Source organism: Shewanella sp. GutDb-MelDb (assembly GCF_002836075.1).
Lineage (GTDB): Bacteria > Pseudomonadota > Gammaproteobacteria > Enterobacterales > Shewanellaceae > Shewanella.
Genome location: NZ_PJBM01000240.1, coordinates 1 through 16,104, shown reverse-complemented (window position 1 = coordinate 16,104; position 16,104 = coordinate 1). Strand labels below are relative to the sequence as shown.

General features: G+C 45.5%; 14 protein-coding genes and 1 pseudogene. 5 read left to right on the top strand and 10 right to left on the bottom strand.

What is annotated here, in order from left to right:
- The first annotated feature begins 316 nt into the window (after positions 1-316).
- The gene (locus CXF82_RS15325; protein ID WP_101090922.1) at positions 317-2,188 is read left to right on the top strand and encodes an LTA synthase family protein; all 1,872 of its coding nucleotides are present in this window, start codon (positions 317-319) and stop codon (positions 2,186-2,188) included.
- A gap of 19 nt (positions 2,189-2,207) precedes the next feature.
- On the opposite strand, the gene CXF82_RS15320 is transcribed toward CXF82_RS15325, so the two are convergent.
- Positions 2,208-2,681, bottom strand: coding sequence for a hypothetical protein (locus CXF82_RS15320; protein WP_102044489.1), 474 nt, complete (start codon positions 2,679-2,681; stop codon positions 2,208-2,210).
- Positions 2,682-2,767: 86 nt separating this feature from the next.
- Positions 2,768-3,538: a pimeloyl-ACP methyl ester esterase BioH gene (gene bioH, locus CXF82_RS15315; protein ID WP_101090780.1), complete on the bottom strand. Its 771-nt coding sequence runs from the start codon at positions 3,536-3,538 to the stop codon at positions 2,768-2,770.
- A 71-nt stretch (positions 3,539-3,609) separates the two neighbouring features.
- On the opposite strand from bioH, the gene CXF82_RS15310 reads away from it, so the two are divergent.
- The gene (locus CXF82_RS15310) at positions 3,610-4,332 is read left to right on the top strand and encodes a ComF family protein (protein ID WP_101090778.1); all 723 of its coding nucleotides are present in this window, start codon (positions 3,610-3,612) and stop codon (positions 4,330-4,332) included.
- Positions 4,333-4,368: 36 nt separating this feature from the next.
- On the opposite strand, the gene CXF82_RS15305 is transcribed toward CXF82_RS15310, so the two are convergent.
- Positions 4,369-6,909, bottom strand: coding sequence for a M14 family zinc carboxypeptidase (locus CXF82_RS15305; RefSeq protein WP_102044488.1), 2,541 nt, complete (start codon positions 6,907-6,909; stop codon positions 4,369-4,371).
- 211 nt (positions 6,910-7,120) lie between these two features.
- Between CXF82_RS15305 and nfuA the strand changes: the two genes are divergently transcribed.
- Positions 7,121-7,699 carry a Fe-S biogenesis protein NfuA gene (gene nfuA, locus CXF82_RS15300; RefSeq protein ID WP_101090775.1) on the top strand — a complete coding sequence of 193 codons (579 nt, stop codon included), beginning with the start codon at positions 7,121-7,123 and terminating at the stop codon, positions 7,697-7,699.
- Between the two features lie 98 nt (positions 7,700-7,797).
- Here nfuA and CXF82_RS15295 read toward each other — a convergent pair whose 3' ends face one another.
- Positions 7,798-9,129, bottom strand: a complete 1,332-nt coding sequence (locus CXF82_RS15295) for an MATE family efflux transporter (RefSeq protein ID WP_102044487.1) — start codon at positions 9,127-9,129, stop codon at positions 7,798-7,800.
- Positions 9,130-9,147: 18 nt separating this feature from the next.
- On the opposite strand from CXF82_RS15295, the gene CXF82_RS15290 reads away from it, so the two are divergent.
- Positions 9,148-10,194 (top strand): polysaccharide deacetylase family protein, encoded by a 1,047-nt coding sequence (locus CXF82_RS15290; RefSeq protein WP_101090772.1) that lies wholly within the window; start codon positions 9,148-9,150, stop codon positions 10,192-10,194.
- Between the two features lie 389 nt (positions 10,195-10,583).
- Positions 10,584-10,703 (top strand): annotated as a pseudogene (locus tag CXF82_RS22625) (polysaccharide deacetylase); the annotation flags it as partial.
- 121 nt (positions 10,704-10,824) lie between these two features.
- Here CXF82_RS22625 and CXF82_RS15280 read toward each other — a convergent pair.
- The 6 genes from CXF82_RS15280 to CXF82_RS15255 all read right to left on the bottom strand — a co-directional run.
- Positions 10,825-11,331 (bottom strand): GNAT family N-acetyltransferase, encoded by a 507-nt coding sequence (locus CXF82_RS15280; RefSeq protein ID WP_180961216.1) that lies wholly within the window; start codon positions 11,329-11,331, stop codon positions 10,825-10,827.
- A gap of 672 nt (positions 11,332-12,003) precedes the next feature.
- Positions 12,004-12,636 carry an SCO family protein gene (locus tag CXF82_RS15275; protein ID WP_101090765.1) on the bottom strand — a complete coding sequence of 211 codons (633 nt, stop codon included), beginning with the start codon at positions 12,634-12,636 and terminating at the stop codon, positions 12,004-12,006.
- Between the two features lie 66 nt (positions 12,637-12,702).
- Complete coding sequence (cyoE, locus tag CXF82_RS15270) at positions 12,703-13,608, bottom strand: heme o synthase (RefSeq protein ID WP_101090763.1); 906 nt, start codon at positions 13,606-13,608, stop codon at positions 12,703-12,705.
- A 107-nt stretch (positions 13,609-13,715) separates the two neighbouring features.
- Positions 13,716-14,699 carry a COX15/CtaA family protein gene (locus tag CXF82_RS15265; RefSeq protein WP_101090760.1) on the bottom strand — a complete coding sequence of 328 codons (984 nt, stop codon included), beginning with the start codon at positions 14,697-14,699 and terminating at the stop codon, positions 13,716-13,718.
- Positions 14,699-15,244: a hypothetical protein gene (locus CXF82_RS15260; RefSeq protein ID WP_101090759.1), complete on the bottom strand. Its 546-nt coding sequence runs from the start codon at positions 15,242-15,244 to the stop codon at positions 14,699-14,701. The genes CXF82_RS15265 and CXF82_RS15260 overlap by 1 nt, the downstream gene beginning before the upstream one ends.
- 225 nt (positions 15,245-15,469) lie before the next feature.
- On the bottom strand, positions 15,470-16,104 hold a 635-nt coding region (locus CXF82_RS15255), incomplete at its 5' end, for an SURF1 family protein (RefSeq protein ID WP_102044486.1).

Below are 16,104 nucleotides of genomic sequence, written 5' to 3'. Positions count from 1 at the left end.
AATCTATTTTTAATATGACTGTATTAAGATGGATATTGAAGATTTTAGCGTGCAGAAATGTGCTCTAAACAGGATAAACCGATAAAGGCTGCAGCATAATGCCTAAATAGCTTGAATTAAACGCAGTAAAGGATATGTTGTAAGCCGTTTGATATTTGAAACTTATTATCGACAAGGAGGTCTTAACTTTACTTTTAAACGCTTTATAGAAAGCGATAATTTAAAATGATTAGGATTAACTATTTTGACACGTTCACATGCGTTAGGGCCATTTCGGTCGATTATCATATTCGCGGCCATCTCTTTGCTGGTTATCATGCTCAGCAGGCTGGGTCTGGCCCTTTGGCAGTTTGACCGGGTTGATGCAACCTCGGGTTGGTTAGAGTTGTTGGTTCAAGGCTTACGTGTTGATTTTGCAACATTTTGCTGGCTTTGGGGCGCAGCTGCACTGGGGACGGCTATCTTTTCTGGCGAGCATGCAATTGGTCGAATTTGGACACTAATATTGCGGGTTTGGTTGACCTTAGGTTTGCTGACGATCGTTGTCCTTGAAATATCGACGCCCTCCTTTATTGCTGAATACGGCATCAGACCTAACAGGCTATATGTTGAATATCTTATCTATCCCAAAGAAGTGTTTTCAATGCTTTGGGCGGGTAGAAAGGTCGAACTTATTCTGTCGGCATTGATCAGTACTGCGGTGTTCATTGGTGGTTGGAAGCTCAGCGGTAAACTCACCCAAAATCAAACATACCCACGTTGGTACTGGCGTCCAGTGCTTGGTGTTTTAGTCATTGCGATTACTATTTTAGGCGCGCGTTCAAGCTTAGGGCATCGCCCGCTAAATCCATCATTGGTCGCTTTTTCAAGCGACCCATTAGTGAATTCTTTAGTGACTAACTCGGCATACTCTCTTGTCTTCGCAATTAAGCAGATGGGCAGTGAGGCAGATGCTGCCAAGATATATGGCAAACTCCCTGAAGATGAAATTGTGAGTATTATTCGCCGTGAAAGTGGCCGACCATTAGCCGATTTTCAGTCCAATGAATTCCCGAGTGTGTCTTATAACACTGCCAGTTATCAAGGTAAGCCGAAAAACTTAGTTATTATTCTACAAGAGAGCCTTGGGGCACAATTTGTGGGCAGTTTAGGCGGTTTACCGTTAACACCAAACATTGATGAGTTATCGAAAGAGGCATGGGCTTTTGACCGTATGTATGCCACTGGCACGCGCTCGGTTCGTGGGATAGAAGCCGTTGTGACCGGGTTTACCCCGACGCCCGCTCGCGCTGTGGTCAAGTTAGGTCTGAGTCAAAGTGGCTTCTTTTCGCTAGCATCATTGTTAAAGCAACACGGTTACCATAACCAGTTTATTTATGGCGGAGAAAGCCATTTTGACAACATGCGTAACTTTTTCTTAGGCAATGGCTTTACCGATATTATTGATGAAGATGATTACGAAAATCCTAATTTTGTCGGCTCGTGGGGCGTGTCAGATGAAGATCTTATGTATCGTGCTAACGATGAATTTGAACGTTTACATAAAGAAGGAAAACCATTCTTTAGCTTAGTGTTTAGTTCTAGTAATCATGATCCATTTGAATTTCCTGATGACCGCATAGAACTGTATGAACAGCCAAAGCAGACGCGAAATAATGCGGCTAAATACGCTGATTATGCCGTAGGTGAGTTTTTCAAACACGCTAAAAAATCTGATTATTGGAAGGACACTGTATTTGTTGTGGTTGCCGATCATGACAGTCGAGTGGGTGGCGCAGAGTTAGTGCCAATTTCACGCTTCCGTATACCCGGCCTAATTTTAGGTGAGGGGATCGAGCCTAAAGTTGATAAGCGAGTGACTAGCCAGATTGATTTAGGACCGACGTTATTGTCATTGATTGGCGTGAGTGATGCGTATCCTATGTTGGGTCGAGACCTTACTAAAACACCTGAAGATTGGCCTGGTCGCGCGTTAATGCAGTACGACAAAAACTTGGCTTATTTACGCGGTGATGATGTGGTGATCCTGCAACCTGAACATCCAGCATCAGGCTTTACCTATGATCCAGTGGCTGAGAAACTAACTGCTAGCCCACAGTCTGATGAAATGAAAGAAACGGCATTAGGTTGGGCGCTTTGGGGCAGTATGGCTTATCAAAAAGGCTTGCATAGCGACAATAAAAAGTAGCGCTAGTTGCAGTGACTTTTTAAACGCTTGTCAGCATATCGGACTCAGTCTTTGGCTGAGTCCGAGCTTGATAAAAGGCGTCGATATGGGCGCCAAATGCACGATAGAATTGTAATGTTTCATTGGGCATGCGCTTACTGTCAGCGCATGCTGGTTTCTCTACTGGCAGGCTTGGCAGTTTAATATCGCTGCGTTTTAATGACGAACGATAGCTTAGCAGTTGTTTTAAATCGAACGGTGCAGGACGTTTTTGCTGCTCTTGTTGCGAGTCCCCTTGTTGCTTACCTTGTACCGATCCTCGTAATTTTGCTTGTGTTTGAGCCTGCTCTGCGGTGCGCTCGTGTTGTGGATTAAAGGCGCGTTCTTCATGGCCTTTACTCGCTTGTGGTGGCGGTAATACGGGTGGCCGTTGTTGATTATCCGTGCGTGCAGCATCGGTCGCTACGTTAGACGTAGAGAGCGGCACGTTGGGATAATTCGTTACCACTTGCATAAACATTTCCACTTTGAGTTGTGGTTAAATCTTAACCAAAAACAACGCAAAAATAAAGCTGTTTTACGCGCTAACCTTATTGTTAATTAGTGTTTTTTAAGCCAGCGGTCTAACGCCGTAACAAAGTCGCCTGTATGGCTTATGAACGGAGCATGAGAGGCTTTCGGCAATATAATATCTTCACTATTACTCAAATTAGGCATCAGCTTAATCACTCTACGTGGCACGAGCCCGTCGAGCTTACCCCATATCCTTAACCAAGGCTGCTTGATCAGTGGCAGTTGGTTTCTTAAATCAACCCGAGCTAACATATCAAGCCCCTGATCGAGTGCGGTGAATTGCGGCTGAGGTTTAGCGAGTACCCATTCGCGCAGTTGCTTGATGTCGCCCTTAACTGTTTGGCTACCCATGGCTTGTATTGCTAGAAATCGTTCGATGGTTTTATCGAGATCTTGGGTGAGTTGAGTCGCGAACTGAGCGAGCACATTAGGGGGGATCCCGGGCCAAGACTCCTCTTCTCTAGCCATAAAGCAAGGTGAAGACGAGATAGTACACAGGGCACTGACATGTTGTGGATACTTAAGTGCTGCTAAGGTGGCGACCAAACCGCCGAGGGACCAGCCTATCCAGATAGCAGATTTTGGCACATTGGCTATGATGCTTGCCAACCAATCATTAATATCACCAGCAACGACATTACTTTCGCCAAAGCCGGGCAGATCAACAAAGTGAAATCTATACTGAGGTAACAGATCGGGCAAAGCGGTAAATACAGCCCCATTGACTCCCCAACCATGCAGCATTACCACATCGTGGCCTTGGCCAATTGATTTGACATGTAATTTAGTTTGACTCACGTATTAGCCTTGTATTGAATTTATATTAGTGCTGTCGTATTGGCGGAAATCGCGTATGAAAAAGGAATTTCATGATGACTCAGCCCTCTTTGCAGCGATGGCTCGCGGCTATATTACCCAATCGATGCTTAATGTGCCATCAGCAGATCACGTCCACACAAAGTGGTATTTGTCGGGTTTGCCTACAGGCCTGCCTTTACCAAACACCCGTTTGCTTAGGCTGCGGTAGAGAGATGTCGCTAGAGCTTGTCTATTGTGGAGAGTGTCAGCGGCACAACAGGCTAAAGGTGGTAGCACCTTGTGGTTATCATGATGGACTCGGTCATTGGGTTGGCCAGATAAAATATCAAGCGCAGTTTGCCGTTATCGAGGTGATGGTCGATGCGCTTATCCATCGATTACATCATTTAATTGAGTTAGGCTTTGTTCAAATGCCACAAGTCATTATCGCCGTACCATTGCACTCAAAACGATTACGGCAACGTGGCTTTAATCAGGCATGGTTGGTGGCTCAATCACTGTCACAAAAGCTTAAACTGCCGTTGCTTGACGATGTGCTTATTAGGCAAACCAATACCGCTCCACAAGCGGGGTTATCAGGAAAAATGCGCCGTCAAAATTTATTAGATGCCTTTACGCTAGTGGCTGACATTAATTGGCAACGTATTGCGATTGTTGATGATGTGGTAACCACGGGTACAACGGTCAGTGAGATAGCGCGATTATTTAACAAGCAGCATATTGAAACTCAAGTCTGGTGCCTTGCAAGAGCAGAGGCACCCGGACTTAACTAGTGTTTAACGAGCACTTAGCAAGTTAAACGCTAATACTTAGTGAAGCGCGGGAATAAAGTAAAGTGCATTGGCGTAGAGTTTTTCTGACCCTAGCCATATGTTTCTAAATAGCAGGTTATCAGCAATGGCGACGACTGCGCCTTTTGACCTGGACTCAACAATAATCGCGGGGGTGTTGGCGAAACTGCTTTGATATTCTTGCGCCATATAACCACTTAATAGGGGTTGTGAAGCGTAGCTTGCCGCAACGCTGAAGTCGTTACTGGTGTGCGCAAAACCGAGAGCCTTATTCTTCATTACTGGTAAGGGGTCGCCATTAATACCAAAATTAATCGGGTGACTTTTATCCAGTGTTAATTCGACGATGGCCCCGCCGATCTCTTGTGTTGCACTAAACGATGACTTTTGATCAAAAGCCAGTCCATCAGCGTTAAAGAGTTGCTTGTAAAAACGTTTGCCTCGCAGGCTCGTTTTTAGAAAGTTGGCTTTACTCAGCCAAGTTAAGGCTCCCTTTTGGGCGATAACGACACCGCCATTAGCGGTAAAGGGCCCCAGTTTACGGCTAAACTTTTCATCTAAGCTCGCATAGCTGCCGCCAGCAAAAATAATATGAGTGTAATCAGTCAGCTTGATTGAGTTAAGTTCACTGGTATCCACTAACGTGGTGGGCACTTTAAGCTGAGAGTCTAGGTAATACCAAATTTGACCCACTTCAGGGATTGATGTGCCTTTGCCGCTGACGATTAATGGCCGTATAGGGCGGATAACGTTAAAGTCAGGGCTGCCTAAATCGATACCACTGACGGCGCCACTGGTATAAGCGGCTGTGACACTGATGCGAAACTCTTGAGCTAGTTTACTCACTAACTTGCTAAGGTCACTGGCGGAGTAGCCATCTTGTTTTAAGGGGATTTGCAAGGTGCCAGCGGGAAAATCGAGCTGGCCGGGCTTACTTGCTAATGTAAAAGGCTTAGCGGCAAATTTAACTTGCACCCCTTGGCTTAATAATTGTTGTAATGCTGGGGCAGCCTGACTTTGACGCCAGTCGATAAGTAATGCGACTGCCTTTTGTGTCCATTTAGACGGCGTAAACGTTGGCGCTGTTTTACTTAAGACGCTGAGCTCGAGCTTAACGTTCTGGCGTATCGTTAAGTCAAATGCATATTGCAAGTTCCAAGTAGAAACATCATAAAAGGTAGGGTCCTCAAACTCAGTTCTATTGTCAAACAGGGCGGTTAACAACGTGGCTTGTGCTTGATGATCGGGAATGAATACACTGTTTTCAACCGTGAATGTTTTGCCCCCTTGAGTGAGCGTGTTGGTTAAATAGTAATATTCAATTTGGTGTTGTGCTAACAGCTCTGTAAGTTGCTTTATCCGCCAGCTGTCGTTGGCAGCAGAGATCAGTCGACCCGCTTGTCTTGGCTTCTTTTTCTTTGATTGCTGGTGTTTTCCGCTGAAGAAATCGGCTTGATACTCTTGCAGTTCAGTTTTAAGTGCCAGCGCGCCTTTTAAGCTCGATATAGACGTTGCGTACTGGTTATCTATCGCCTCTTGAAAGCGAACAATGCCGTTAACAGAGTCTTGCTGCTGGCCACGCGCACTGGCTTGTTCAAACAACACACCGATAGCACCGTTGATGTCTGGATAGGTCGACCCTTTCCCGTAAAAGAAATCATCAAACAGTTGGCGGCTGAAATAGCTCTGTTTTTTATCGTCTAATGCCGCTTGATGATAACCAGCAAGTTTACTGGTTAACGTTTGATTTGCGACCGGCGTTAGTGGATGGGTTCTTTCAGGAACACCCGGCTGGAAGAAGTAGGTTTGGTTGTGGCCCATCTCATGGAAGTCCCCCACATAATGCGGTTGCCAACGATGAAATAGCGCGACTCTTCCCTGAGATTCTGGGTGACGTAGAAACAGCCAGTCTCGGTTTAAATCTGCTAGGTAATGGTTGGTTCTGCCACTCGGCCAGCGTTGCTTATGCTCTTTGTGGTTGGGGTCGCTCACGGCCACTTTACCGGCGTAACCATTGGCCCAAGTGGAAAATCTATCCATGCCGTCCGGATTTTGGCTCGGCGTAATCAGCACTACTGCATTTTTAAGTAGATTGGTCACCCACTTTTCTTCACTCGTGGCCAGCATATGACTTAGCTTCAAAGCAGCATGGGCGCCACTGGCTTCATCACCATGTATCGAATAAGCGAGCCAAATAACGATCGGCCCAGTTTGTTTAGTGTGATATTTGACTTGCTGGCGCTGCTTTAAAATTTCATCTAACTGCTGCTGGTTTTTAGCGGAGGTGATGACAGCGGTGAGTTGCTGGCGACCCTCATGACTCTGGCCAGTATTTTCGAGTGACACTCGCGGATTCTGTTTTGCTATCTCTTTAAGGTAGTAGTTGACCTGATCATGGCGTAGCAAATGTTCCCCCAACGGATAACCAAGAAAAGCCTCTGGGCTAGTAGTGGTAATTCCGTAGAGTGGATTGTCGGTTAGCCGAGTTTTTTTTGCCTCTGCCGAAAGAGAGAGCAACATCATAAAAGCGCATAAAAAAGTGAGAGCAGTTTTCAGCATCGAAATAGTCATTATATTTATAATATTACGGTTAAATTACCAGCTCAGCAGCGACAAAACCACTGCCAATCTAGATAAAAAATTGTGATCAAAATAACGTTAATTTACATAGTGTGAGCATTGGGGGCTACAAAGCGCAGCAGAGTAAGAGTATTATAGGGTTAATTCTCACTAAAACACTCAGGTATATTCCTGACGGAGCTATGTTTTCATGATTACCATTTCCGAAACAGCTCAGGCGCATTTTGTTAAATTGCTATCAGATCAGCCTGAAGGAACTCACATTCGAGTATTTGTTATCAGCCCTGGCACGGCGCAGGCTGAGTGTGGTGTTTCTTACTGTCCACCAGATGCTGTTGAAACAGATGATACCGAATTCGAGTTCAACGGCTTTAACGCTCAGGTCGACGAAAAGAGTGCTCCTTTCTTGGAAGAAGCGACTATCGACTTTGTGACTGATCAGCTTGGTTCACAGCTTACGCTAAAAGCACCTAACGCGAAAATGCGTAAAGTGTCTGGCGATGCACCATTGGTTGAGCGCATTGAATATGTGATTCAATCAGAAATTAATCCACAGCTGGCAAGCCACGGCGGTAATATTTCACTTGTTGAAATAACTGAAGACGGTATTGCTGTGCTTCAGTTTGGTGGCGGTTGTAACGGTTGTTCTATGGTCGATGTGACATTGAAGGACGGAATCGAAAAGCAACTTCTCGATATGTTCCCAGGTGACTTGACGGGCGTTAGAGATGTTACTGAACACCAGCATGGCGATCACTCTTACCAGTAAGGTTGAGATTGTTAAGCATAAAAACGCGACTAATAAGTCGCGTTTTTTTATGGTCGTAAATGCTGATCTTTGTTGATAAGTTCAAATGTAATGGGTTATCAATCGAGTGCTTTTCTAAGCCTGAACCAGTAATGCGCCGTCAGAGTAAGGCTACGGGCCAACATAAATGTGCTCATTGCTGCCCATAGTGCTTGGTTTCCTAACGATTGCAGTAGATACCAGGTGGGAAAGAACACCCCAAATGTGGCAATGATCATGCTATTACGCATGATTTTTCCTTGCGCTGCACCAATATACACCCCGTCAAATAGGTAAGATCCAAACGCGAGCAGGGGTAGGAATATCACCCAAATCAGATAACTGTTTGCGACCTGTTGCACTTCGGTAAGACTGGTTAGCGCGCTGATGACACTGCTACCAGCAAGCGCAAAAAATAGTGTAAAAATAATCGCGGCGATAGCTGACCATGCCCAGGCTAAAGTTACCGACTCTTTCATCAGTCGACTATCTTTTCGGCCATAAGCACGGCCGACTTCGGCTTCGGCGTAATAGGCTATACCATCCAGTGCATAGGAGATTAATAACAGTAGATTGAGCAATATTGCATTGGCTGCCACTGTATTGTCACCAAGGCCGGCACCGTAGAAGGTCATAAAGGCAAAGGACAGTTGCAAACATAAGCTACGCACAAAGATATCGGCGTTAAGGCTAATAAGCTTATGGTAGCTCTGTAATGATAGCTGCTTACAAACAGTGATAAAGTGAAAGTCGCCTAAACGTTTAAGTTGGCGCCTAACGAATGTCAGCGCAACCGCAAAGCCAGCAATATCTGCAATGACGGACGCATATGCAGCACCTCTAACGCCCCAGTCTAGCCCTATAACAAACAGGACATCTAGAATGATATTGATTAAGTTGGCGACGATTAATTGCCACATTGCTGCTTTTGGTTGCTGTCTGCCAAGTAGCCAACCGAGCATGACTAAGTTCATTAATGCGAAGGGCGTAGACCAGATCCGCACTTGAAAGTATTCGCGGCAATATTTTTCAACTTCGACGCTGGCATCGGACAATGTCATCGCCAAATTAACGATCGGGAGTTGTAACAAGACTGCGGCCAAACCTAATATTAGGGCTAAGCTACCCGCTTGGAGCAGCAGTCTATATTGCTGTTGAGTGTCGTTGGCACCATAGGCCTGCGCGACTAACCCTGTCGTTGCCATGCGTAAAAAACCAAGTAACCACAAAATTAGGGTTATAATTGTTGATCCAACTGCCACGCCACCTAAATAATAAGCATTACTTAGGTGTCCAACAACAGCAGTGTCGACCAGTCCCAATAGCGGGACGGTAATATTCGACAAGATCATCGGCAGTGCGAGAGCGAGTAACTGTCGGTTTTTTTGTGGGTTTAGCAGTATGGCATTCATTTTAGAGGTCTAATATTTATGTTTAAAAATATGTTGTTAGCGCTGTTAGCGCTGACGGGGTTTTCGGTGCAAGCCGCGGTGATTTTACAATATCATCATGTGTCTGATGATACGCCAGCAATCACTAGCGTTACGCCTGCGCAATTTAAAGAGCAGATGCAGTATCTAGCGGAAAACAATTTCAATGTCGTGCCACTGTCTGCGGTCGTTGCTTCGGTAAAAGCCAAGCAACAATTGCCCGCTAAAACGATCGCAATCACTTTTGATGATGGTTATCGCAGCATTGCTAACACGGCGCATCCCATCTTAAAGCAATACAAATTCCCCTACACGCTTTTTGTCTCAGTGGAACCTATTCAGAAAAAGTATGGCGAAATGATGAGTTGGCAACAGCTGATTATGTTGTCAGAAGAGGGGGCTGAAATAGCCAACCATACATGGGGACATGAACACCTCATTCGCATGGAGAAAGGCGAGACTGAGCCGCAATGGTTAGCGCGTATAGAGAATAATATTTTGCGCACCGAAGCTGAGATTGCCCAAGCGACGGGTCAGAATCACAAAATGCTGGCTTACCCTTATGGTGAGTACAATCAGCAGATAGAAGATATGCTCAAGAAACATGGTTTTGTGGCATTTGGTCAGCAATCAGGTGCCGCGGGTCCATACTCACCTTTAACGGCATTGCCAAGGTTCCCAGTCGCAGGAGCTTATGCCAACCTCGATAGTCTAAAGGTCAAGCTGCATAGCCTTAATATGCCGGTAATGGAACAGACCCATAGTGACCCACAACTGCAATATGGAAAGTGGCGTCCTGAGATTAAAGTGAAGCTGGATATGGAAGACATTAATGCGTCGCAGCTGATGTGTTTTATTCAAGGGCAGGGGGCAAAAAAGCCCAACTGGATTAGCGACGATGAGTTTACCATTCGCGCTGAACTTGACCTTCCCGCGGGGCGTTCACGTTATAACTGTACTGCGCCCAGTAAGCATCAAGGCGGTTATTATTGGTTTTCTCAGCCTTGGGTTCGACCAAAAGCTGATGGTACCTGGATTGCAGAATAAGGTCGCAGAGTCTTAATCTGCAAGGGGTTTGCTGCTAGGGTTTACCAAGGGTATACAGTTCTTATTTAGGATTGCCCTTGGTGACTCGGTTTTGGGCAACAGTGGTTCCAATGACCTGCGGTCGGCGTATGTGCAGATGCAACCGAGGCTCGCTGCAAGCACGTCCATGTGAGCTCAACGAAAACATCCCTGTTTTCGAAGGCCTCAGCCGCATCTACACTGGGTTATAAAAGCGTAAACTTTCAACATTTGAGTTAGAAATAGAAACTAGATGTATGAATGCACAAATCATCTCACAGAAAACGCTAACTCCCCATCGAAGTTGCCGAAGTGCGTTGGAGTAAATGGCGTAAGTCCAGACATGGATGTCTGGCTAGCTTTCGCGTGACCTTCCCGTGGGGCGTTCATGCTATAACTGTACCGCACCCAGTAAGCACCAAGGTGGTTATTACTGGTTCTCACAGCCTTGGGTTAGAGCCAAAGATAATGGCGAGTGGGTAGCGGAATAGAGCACCGATCCTTATCACTCGTTGAGCTAGTGATAAGGCCTCGTGGTCAGTGTCATTCTATGACTTAAAATAGAATGACACTGGCAGAGGAGTTGTTTTGATGTAAGCGAGTTAAACCCAGTTATCCCTTAGCTAAAAATGCCTCATGATAAGTCACAGCTCCCGTTGGGCGGACACCTTGCAGTAATACAGCTTGAAAATATTCAGCTGGAACATCAGCAAGCACTAAGCCCTCTATCGGCTCAAAGCCAAATTGACGATAAAAACCAGGGTCGCCCAGTAATACACAGCCATTCGCGTTGAGATTGTTTAACTCCTTCAGGGCGGCATGCATTAGCGCAGAGCCTATGCCCTTACTTTGCTCTGTTGGAATGACAGAGATTGGTCCTAAACCATACCAATCAACAGAACCATCTGTAATTGTTACTGCTGACAGAGCAACATGGCCAACTATTTTAGCTGAGTCTTCGGCGACAATAGAAACAGATAGCGCTCCGGAATCTCGCAAAGCATCGACAATAAATTGTTCAGTATGATCTGTATGTGGTGCATTAAGAAATGCAGTAGCAGTAACCTGATGAATAGTAGCAATATCGCTAGGTTTTTCTAATCGAATGTTAATGGACACAGAAGCTTCTCCAGGTTGGGTTTTCGCCTGTTAATAGGCGAAGTATAGCTTGGCTAAAGTCGGTTTAGTAATAGCAAAATCCAACGGTATTTTATCTGATTTTAATTGTTTGTTATGTATCGCTTAGGCATAAGTGTGAAGGGGAATTGTAAGTATCGAGTCAGCTTTAGCATCTGTAGTTCCAATGACCAGCGGTCGGCGGATGTGCAGACGCAGCAGAGGCTCTTTATATAAAGAGAGGGACCATGTGAGTTCAAAGGAAACATCTGACCTCCATGGACGGAGGAAATGCTAAATTCTGTATGGAACAGAATTGGGCCTGTTTTGGATGGCGTCAGCCGCATCTTATATGGATTTGAAAGCACAATTTTTCGGCACTTTAGTTTTCAATTTAAGACAAAAGATTAGATAGTTAATCTATAGCTGACGGATAACACCAATCTTCCCCGTTGGAAGTTTCGCTTTTCAGAAATTTCGCCGGGGCGCTGAGGGATTGTCAAGGGGCGCAAGCGCTTTGCCCCTTGGCTCTGGTGTGGGTGAAGCGCCACGACCTTGGTCAAGCTCAGCTTGACGTATTTGTGGTTCCAGTGTTCTACGGTCGGAACTGGATAGCATGTCCTAATTACCGTGATGGCATCGAGGACCATGAAACCGCCAGGCTAAACTGGCGATTTAACCATTATCGTACTTATCAATCAAAGCCTTCACATCGTGGATTAATGCACTGTTTTTAATTTGTGGCAGTTTGCCAGGAGTGTCTGACTTTGGCTTGATAATCGCCACTTTCTCGCCTTGCGGTGAAATCAGCGCAAATGAAGCACTGTGATCCACTTGGTAATTATCGCCGTCACCCACCATGGCATAAACAAAGCCCAAACTGCGAGTGAGGGGGTAAAGCTGTTTATGCTCGCCCGTTACGGCAACAAACTCAGGATTGAAGAAGTTGGCATAATTGAGCAAGGTGTCAGTCGAGTCCCGGTCAGGATCCACTGATAGGAAAATGACCTGCAGGTCGGTGTTTTCAGATAATAGTGGGTAAGCTGCTGTTAGCTTACCCATCGTGGTAGGACATACATCTGGGCAGGAGGTGTAACCGATGAAAAAGAGGCTCCAATGGCCCGTTAAGTCATCATTACTAAAACGATTACCATGCTGGTCAGTGAGTGTAAAAGGCGCAATGGCTTGTGGTGTCGGAAATTCGAAGCTGGTTTGTAAGGCCAGCGTTTTAGGCTGACTGAATTGTATCGCTGCCAACACCCCCGCTGCTGCCAATATTACAGCAGCAATAATCCATGATAGTTTCATCGTGTTTAGCCTTTTCTTTTGTGGTGCTATTTACCGAGTATGACAGCCAGAATTTAAGCCTATAACTTACACCCAGAGATAGTGGTCAACTAGCAACGCAATAAACAGCAGCATGAGGTGATAGATAGAGAACCTAAATACGTTCATTGCTAAGCCGGGCGTTTCATGGAACTTAAGTTGCCATGCTTTGTAGATAAAGCCTGCGCTTAATAGCGTAGAGCTGACCAGATACACAGGACCACACATGCCGACAAGCACTGGTAATAGGCAAGCAATGGCTAAAAGAATGGTATAGAGGAAAATACAGGTCTTAGTGAATTCAACTCCATGAGTGACTGGCAGCATCGGAATATCAACTTTGGCGTACTCGGCTCTTCGATGAATTGCTAACGCCCAAAAATGAGGTGGAGTCCATGCAAAAATAATGATCACTAGCAACAAAGCATTACCGTGAAACTCACCTGTGACCGAGGTCCAACCCAATAGAGGAGGCATGGCACCCGCAAGACCTCCGACGACGATATTTTGCGGTGTTGCACGTTTCAAATAAGCAGTGTAAACCACGGCATAACCAATCAAACTGGCAAAGGTTAACCAAGCGGTTAACTCATTGACTAACGTATAAAGAATGACAAAGCCCAATATGCCAATACCAAAAGAGAACACCAGCGCTTTGGCGATAGAGACTTTGCCTTTGGGCAGTGGACGGTTATAGGTTCTTGCCATTAATCCATCAATACGGCGGTCGATAAGATGATTAAAGGCTGCTGCGGCACCTGCCATCATGCCAATCCCCGCCATACCGGCAATCAGTGGTTGTAATGGTACCGTCCCTGGCACAGCCAAGCACATTCCGACCAAAACAGTCAGTAGCATGAGTGCCACCACTTTGGGCTTGGTCATTTCATAATAGGCACGCCACTGGAAGAGTGGCGTAGCTGGGTTTCTGGGTAGTGTTATCTGTTTTTCCATGGCTGAAACCTCGTTATATTCACTCGTGGAACATAAATTAATTAAGTCGGTACATTGATTATTATTGCTTTTTATATCGTAAAACTGTCTCTAGTAAAGCGTTGCCGTTATGCCTTACGCCACAAGGCATAATTGATAAAGACTAACGTCAGTAATAACAAAGCCGCGCCAGCGTTATGGGATACTGCGATGCCCAAAGGCAAATGTAAAACCACATTGCTAATACCAAGAATGACTTGCAATACCACTAGCACGGCCAGTAACCATGCCGCATTGCGGATAGTTGAAGACAGCGCTTTAGTGACTAATCTGAAGGCTAAAAACAGCAACATGGCAGCGGTAATAATGGCACCAATACGATGTGCTACATGAATGGTCATGCGTGCTGAATAATCTAACACGCCATATTCATAGCTTGGATGGTCGCCTTGAAACGGTGAAAATGCGCTGCTAAAATTTAAGTTATCGACCCAATTACCTTCGCAAATAGGCAGAGAGGTGCAAGCCAGTGCGGCATAGTTAGATGAAGTCCAACCGCCTAAAACAATTTGTAATAGCAGTACGCCGATGCACATCAAAGCCAAGGTTGATAACTTTCTTGCAGGCGCATCGCCGCCTGGGATCCGCAGTGGTTTACTGCGTAAATAAAGTAGCAGTAGTAACGAGAAAAGAGCGAATCCGCCAATCAGGTGCGACATCACTACAATGGGCATTAATTTCATGGTGACAGTCCACATGCCGAGCACTGCCTGAAAAACAATCAGTGCTGCGATGAACATAGGCAGCTTTTTCGGTGCGTCTGCTTTTCGTAGGCTCATGATTAAGATAACAAGCACCATTAAGCCTAATGCACCGGCAATGTAGCGATGGATCATCTCAAGCCATGCTTTATCAGCCTCAACGGTATATTCAGGAAAGGCATCTTTAACTGCCGTTAACTCATGGCTTGCTGTGGGAACCTTGATCATACCGTAGCATCCCGGCCAATCAGGGCAACCGAGACCAGCATCAGATAAACGCGTATACGCACCCATCATAATCACGCATAGAGTAAAAACTAAGGTGATTTTTAGCAGCGGCTTAATATCCATTAGCCAATCCTCGACAGTTTAAGCATCTTCCTTAAATCGGCAATGATGGCTTTGCCTTGCATTATTTGTGCTTGATGATCGGTTGTTATGGGGTAACTCATCACCATACTGCCGAGGGGGTCAACAATGATGAACTCTTGATTGTTGAGTAGTTTACTCAAAGCTACATTAGGGGTGGCAGTGACAAAATCAAATGACTCGAGCGCTGCAAGATCACTGTGCTCATTTAGCATAATAATCGTATGAACTCGATCTTGATTTCGCCCGAGTGCAGTATGGCTCTGTTGTAAAATATACAGTCTATCTTTGCAGGTGTTATCGCAAATGGTGGGTAGCTGATAGAGCAGTTGCCACTCTTGAGGTTGGGGGTTGGGCATGTCAAGACTTTGGTAGTTAATCCCAACGTTAAGCAGCTCGCCTTTGTTGGTTGCCCCACCGTTATACAGCTCAAAACTGAGGATCACTTTGGCAGCAATTACAGGGATAGCAAAAGCCAGGCATAGCAGTAATAAAATCTTTTTACCGTTCTTTTGGGGGGAGTTCATTCCATCTCCTCTATGTTATTTTATGTCTCGCATCACCTTTGCGGCCGCTTTACCCGTTTAAAGGAAAGTGGCCAGTCATTACCAATACAGCTTTGTGCTATAAGCAAAACTACGGCGATAGCGAACAGTTTAATATCAACACTTCCCGGAACGGCTAGGAAGTCTATTTTCTAACCTACATTGTCTATTCTTGCTTAGCAATAGCGATGTAAGTTTTTAATTTGGTTATTTATCTTGTTGTTTTAATTTGCGAAAAAGTAGATACAGCATGATGATCCCAAATACAGCAGCCATGCTAAACCATTGCACGGCGTACCCCTGATGTTTCTGCGCCGATAGCGGAATGGGTTGCCATGGATGAATGCGCGTATCGTTTGGGATATTGTTGGGTTGCAGTACCGCGCGCGCTAGCGGCTGGTCTATCAATAAGGCCAACTGCTCAATATTTAAGTTTTGAATACGCTTGGGCCAACCGAGTTCAGGCATTAAATCGGAGCTCATCGGATTCATCTCTTTTTGGTAGACCCGACCCGTAAGCTGCAGAGGTTTTGTGATTGCTGCGACTTTGGGCAACACCGCACGATCAATGCCGCCTTGCGCAAATCCTAATTCGACTAATAACCAGGGTTTAGCGGGAGCAATTTCAAATGCTTGGTAAGCCAAATAACCGACTCTGCCATCGACCGTCTGATTATCGAGAAGAAAGACCTGTTTCAGAGTTGGTGTGGCTTGAGTGCTAAGTTTGTAGCCTGTTAGATTTTCATTGTTAGCTTGGGCGAGAAGCTGGTCAAAACTGAGCACCGTTGCGTTTTGACGTGCGCTCAGCGCAGCTTGCCATTGTTGCTTTTGCTCCGCGCGCT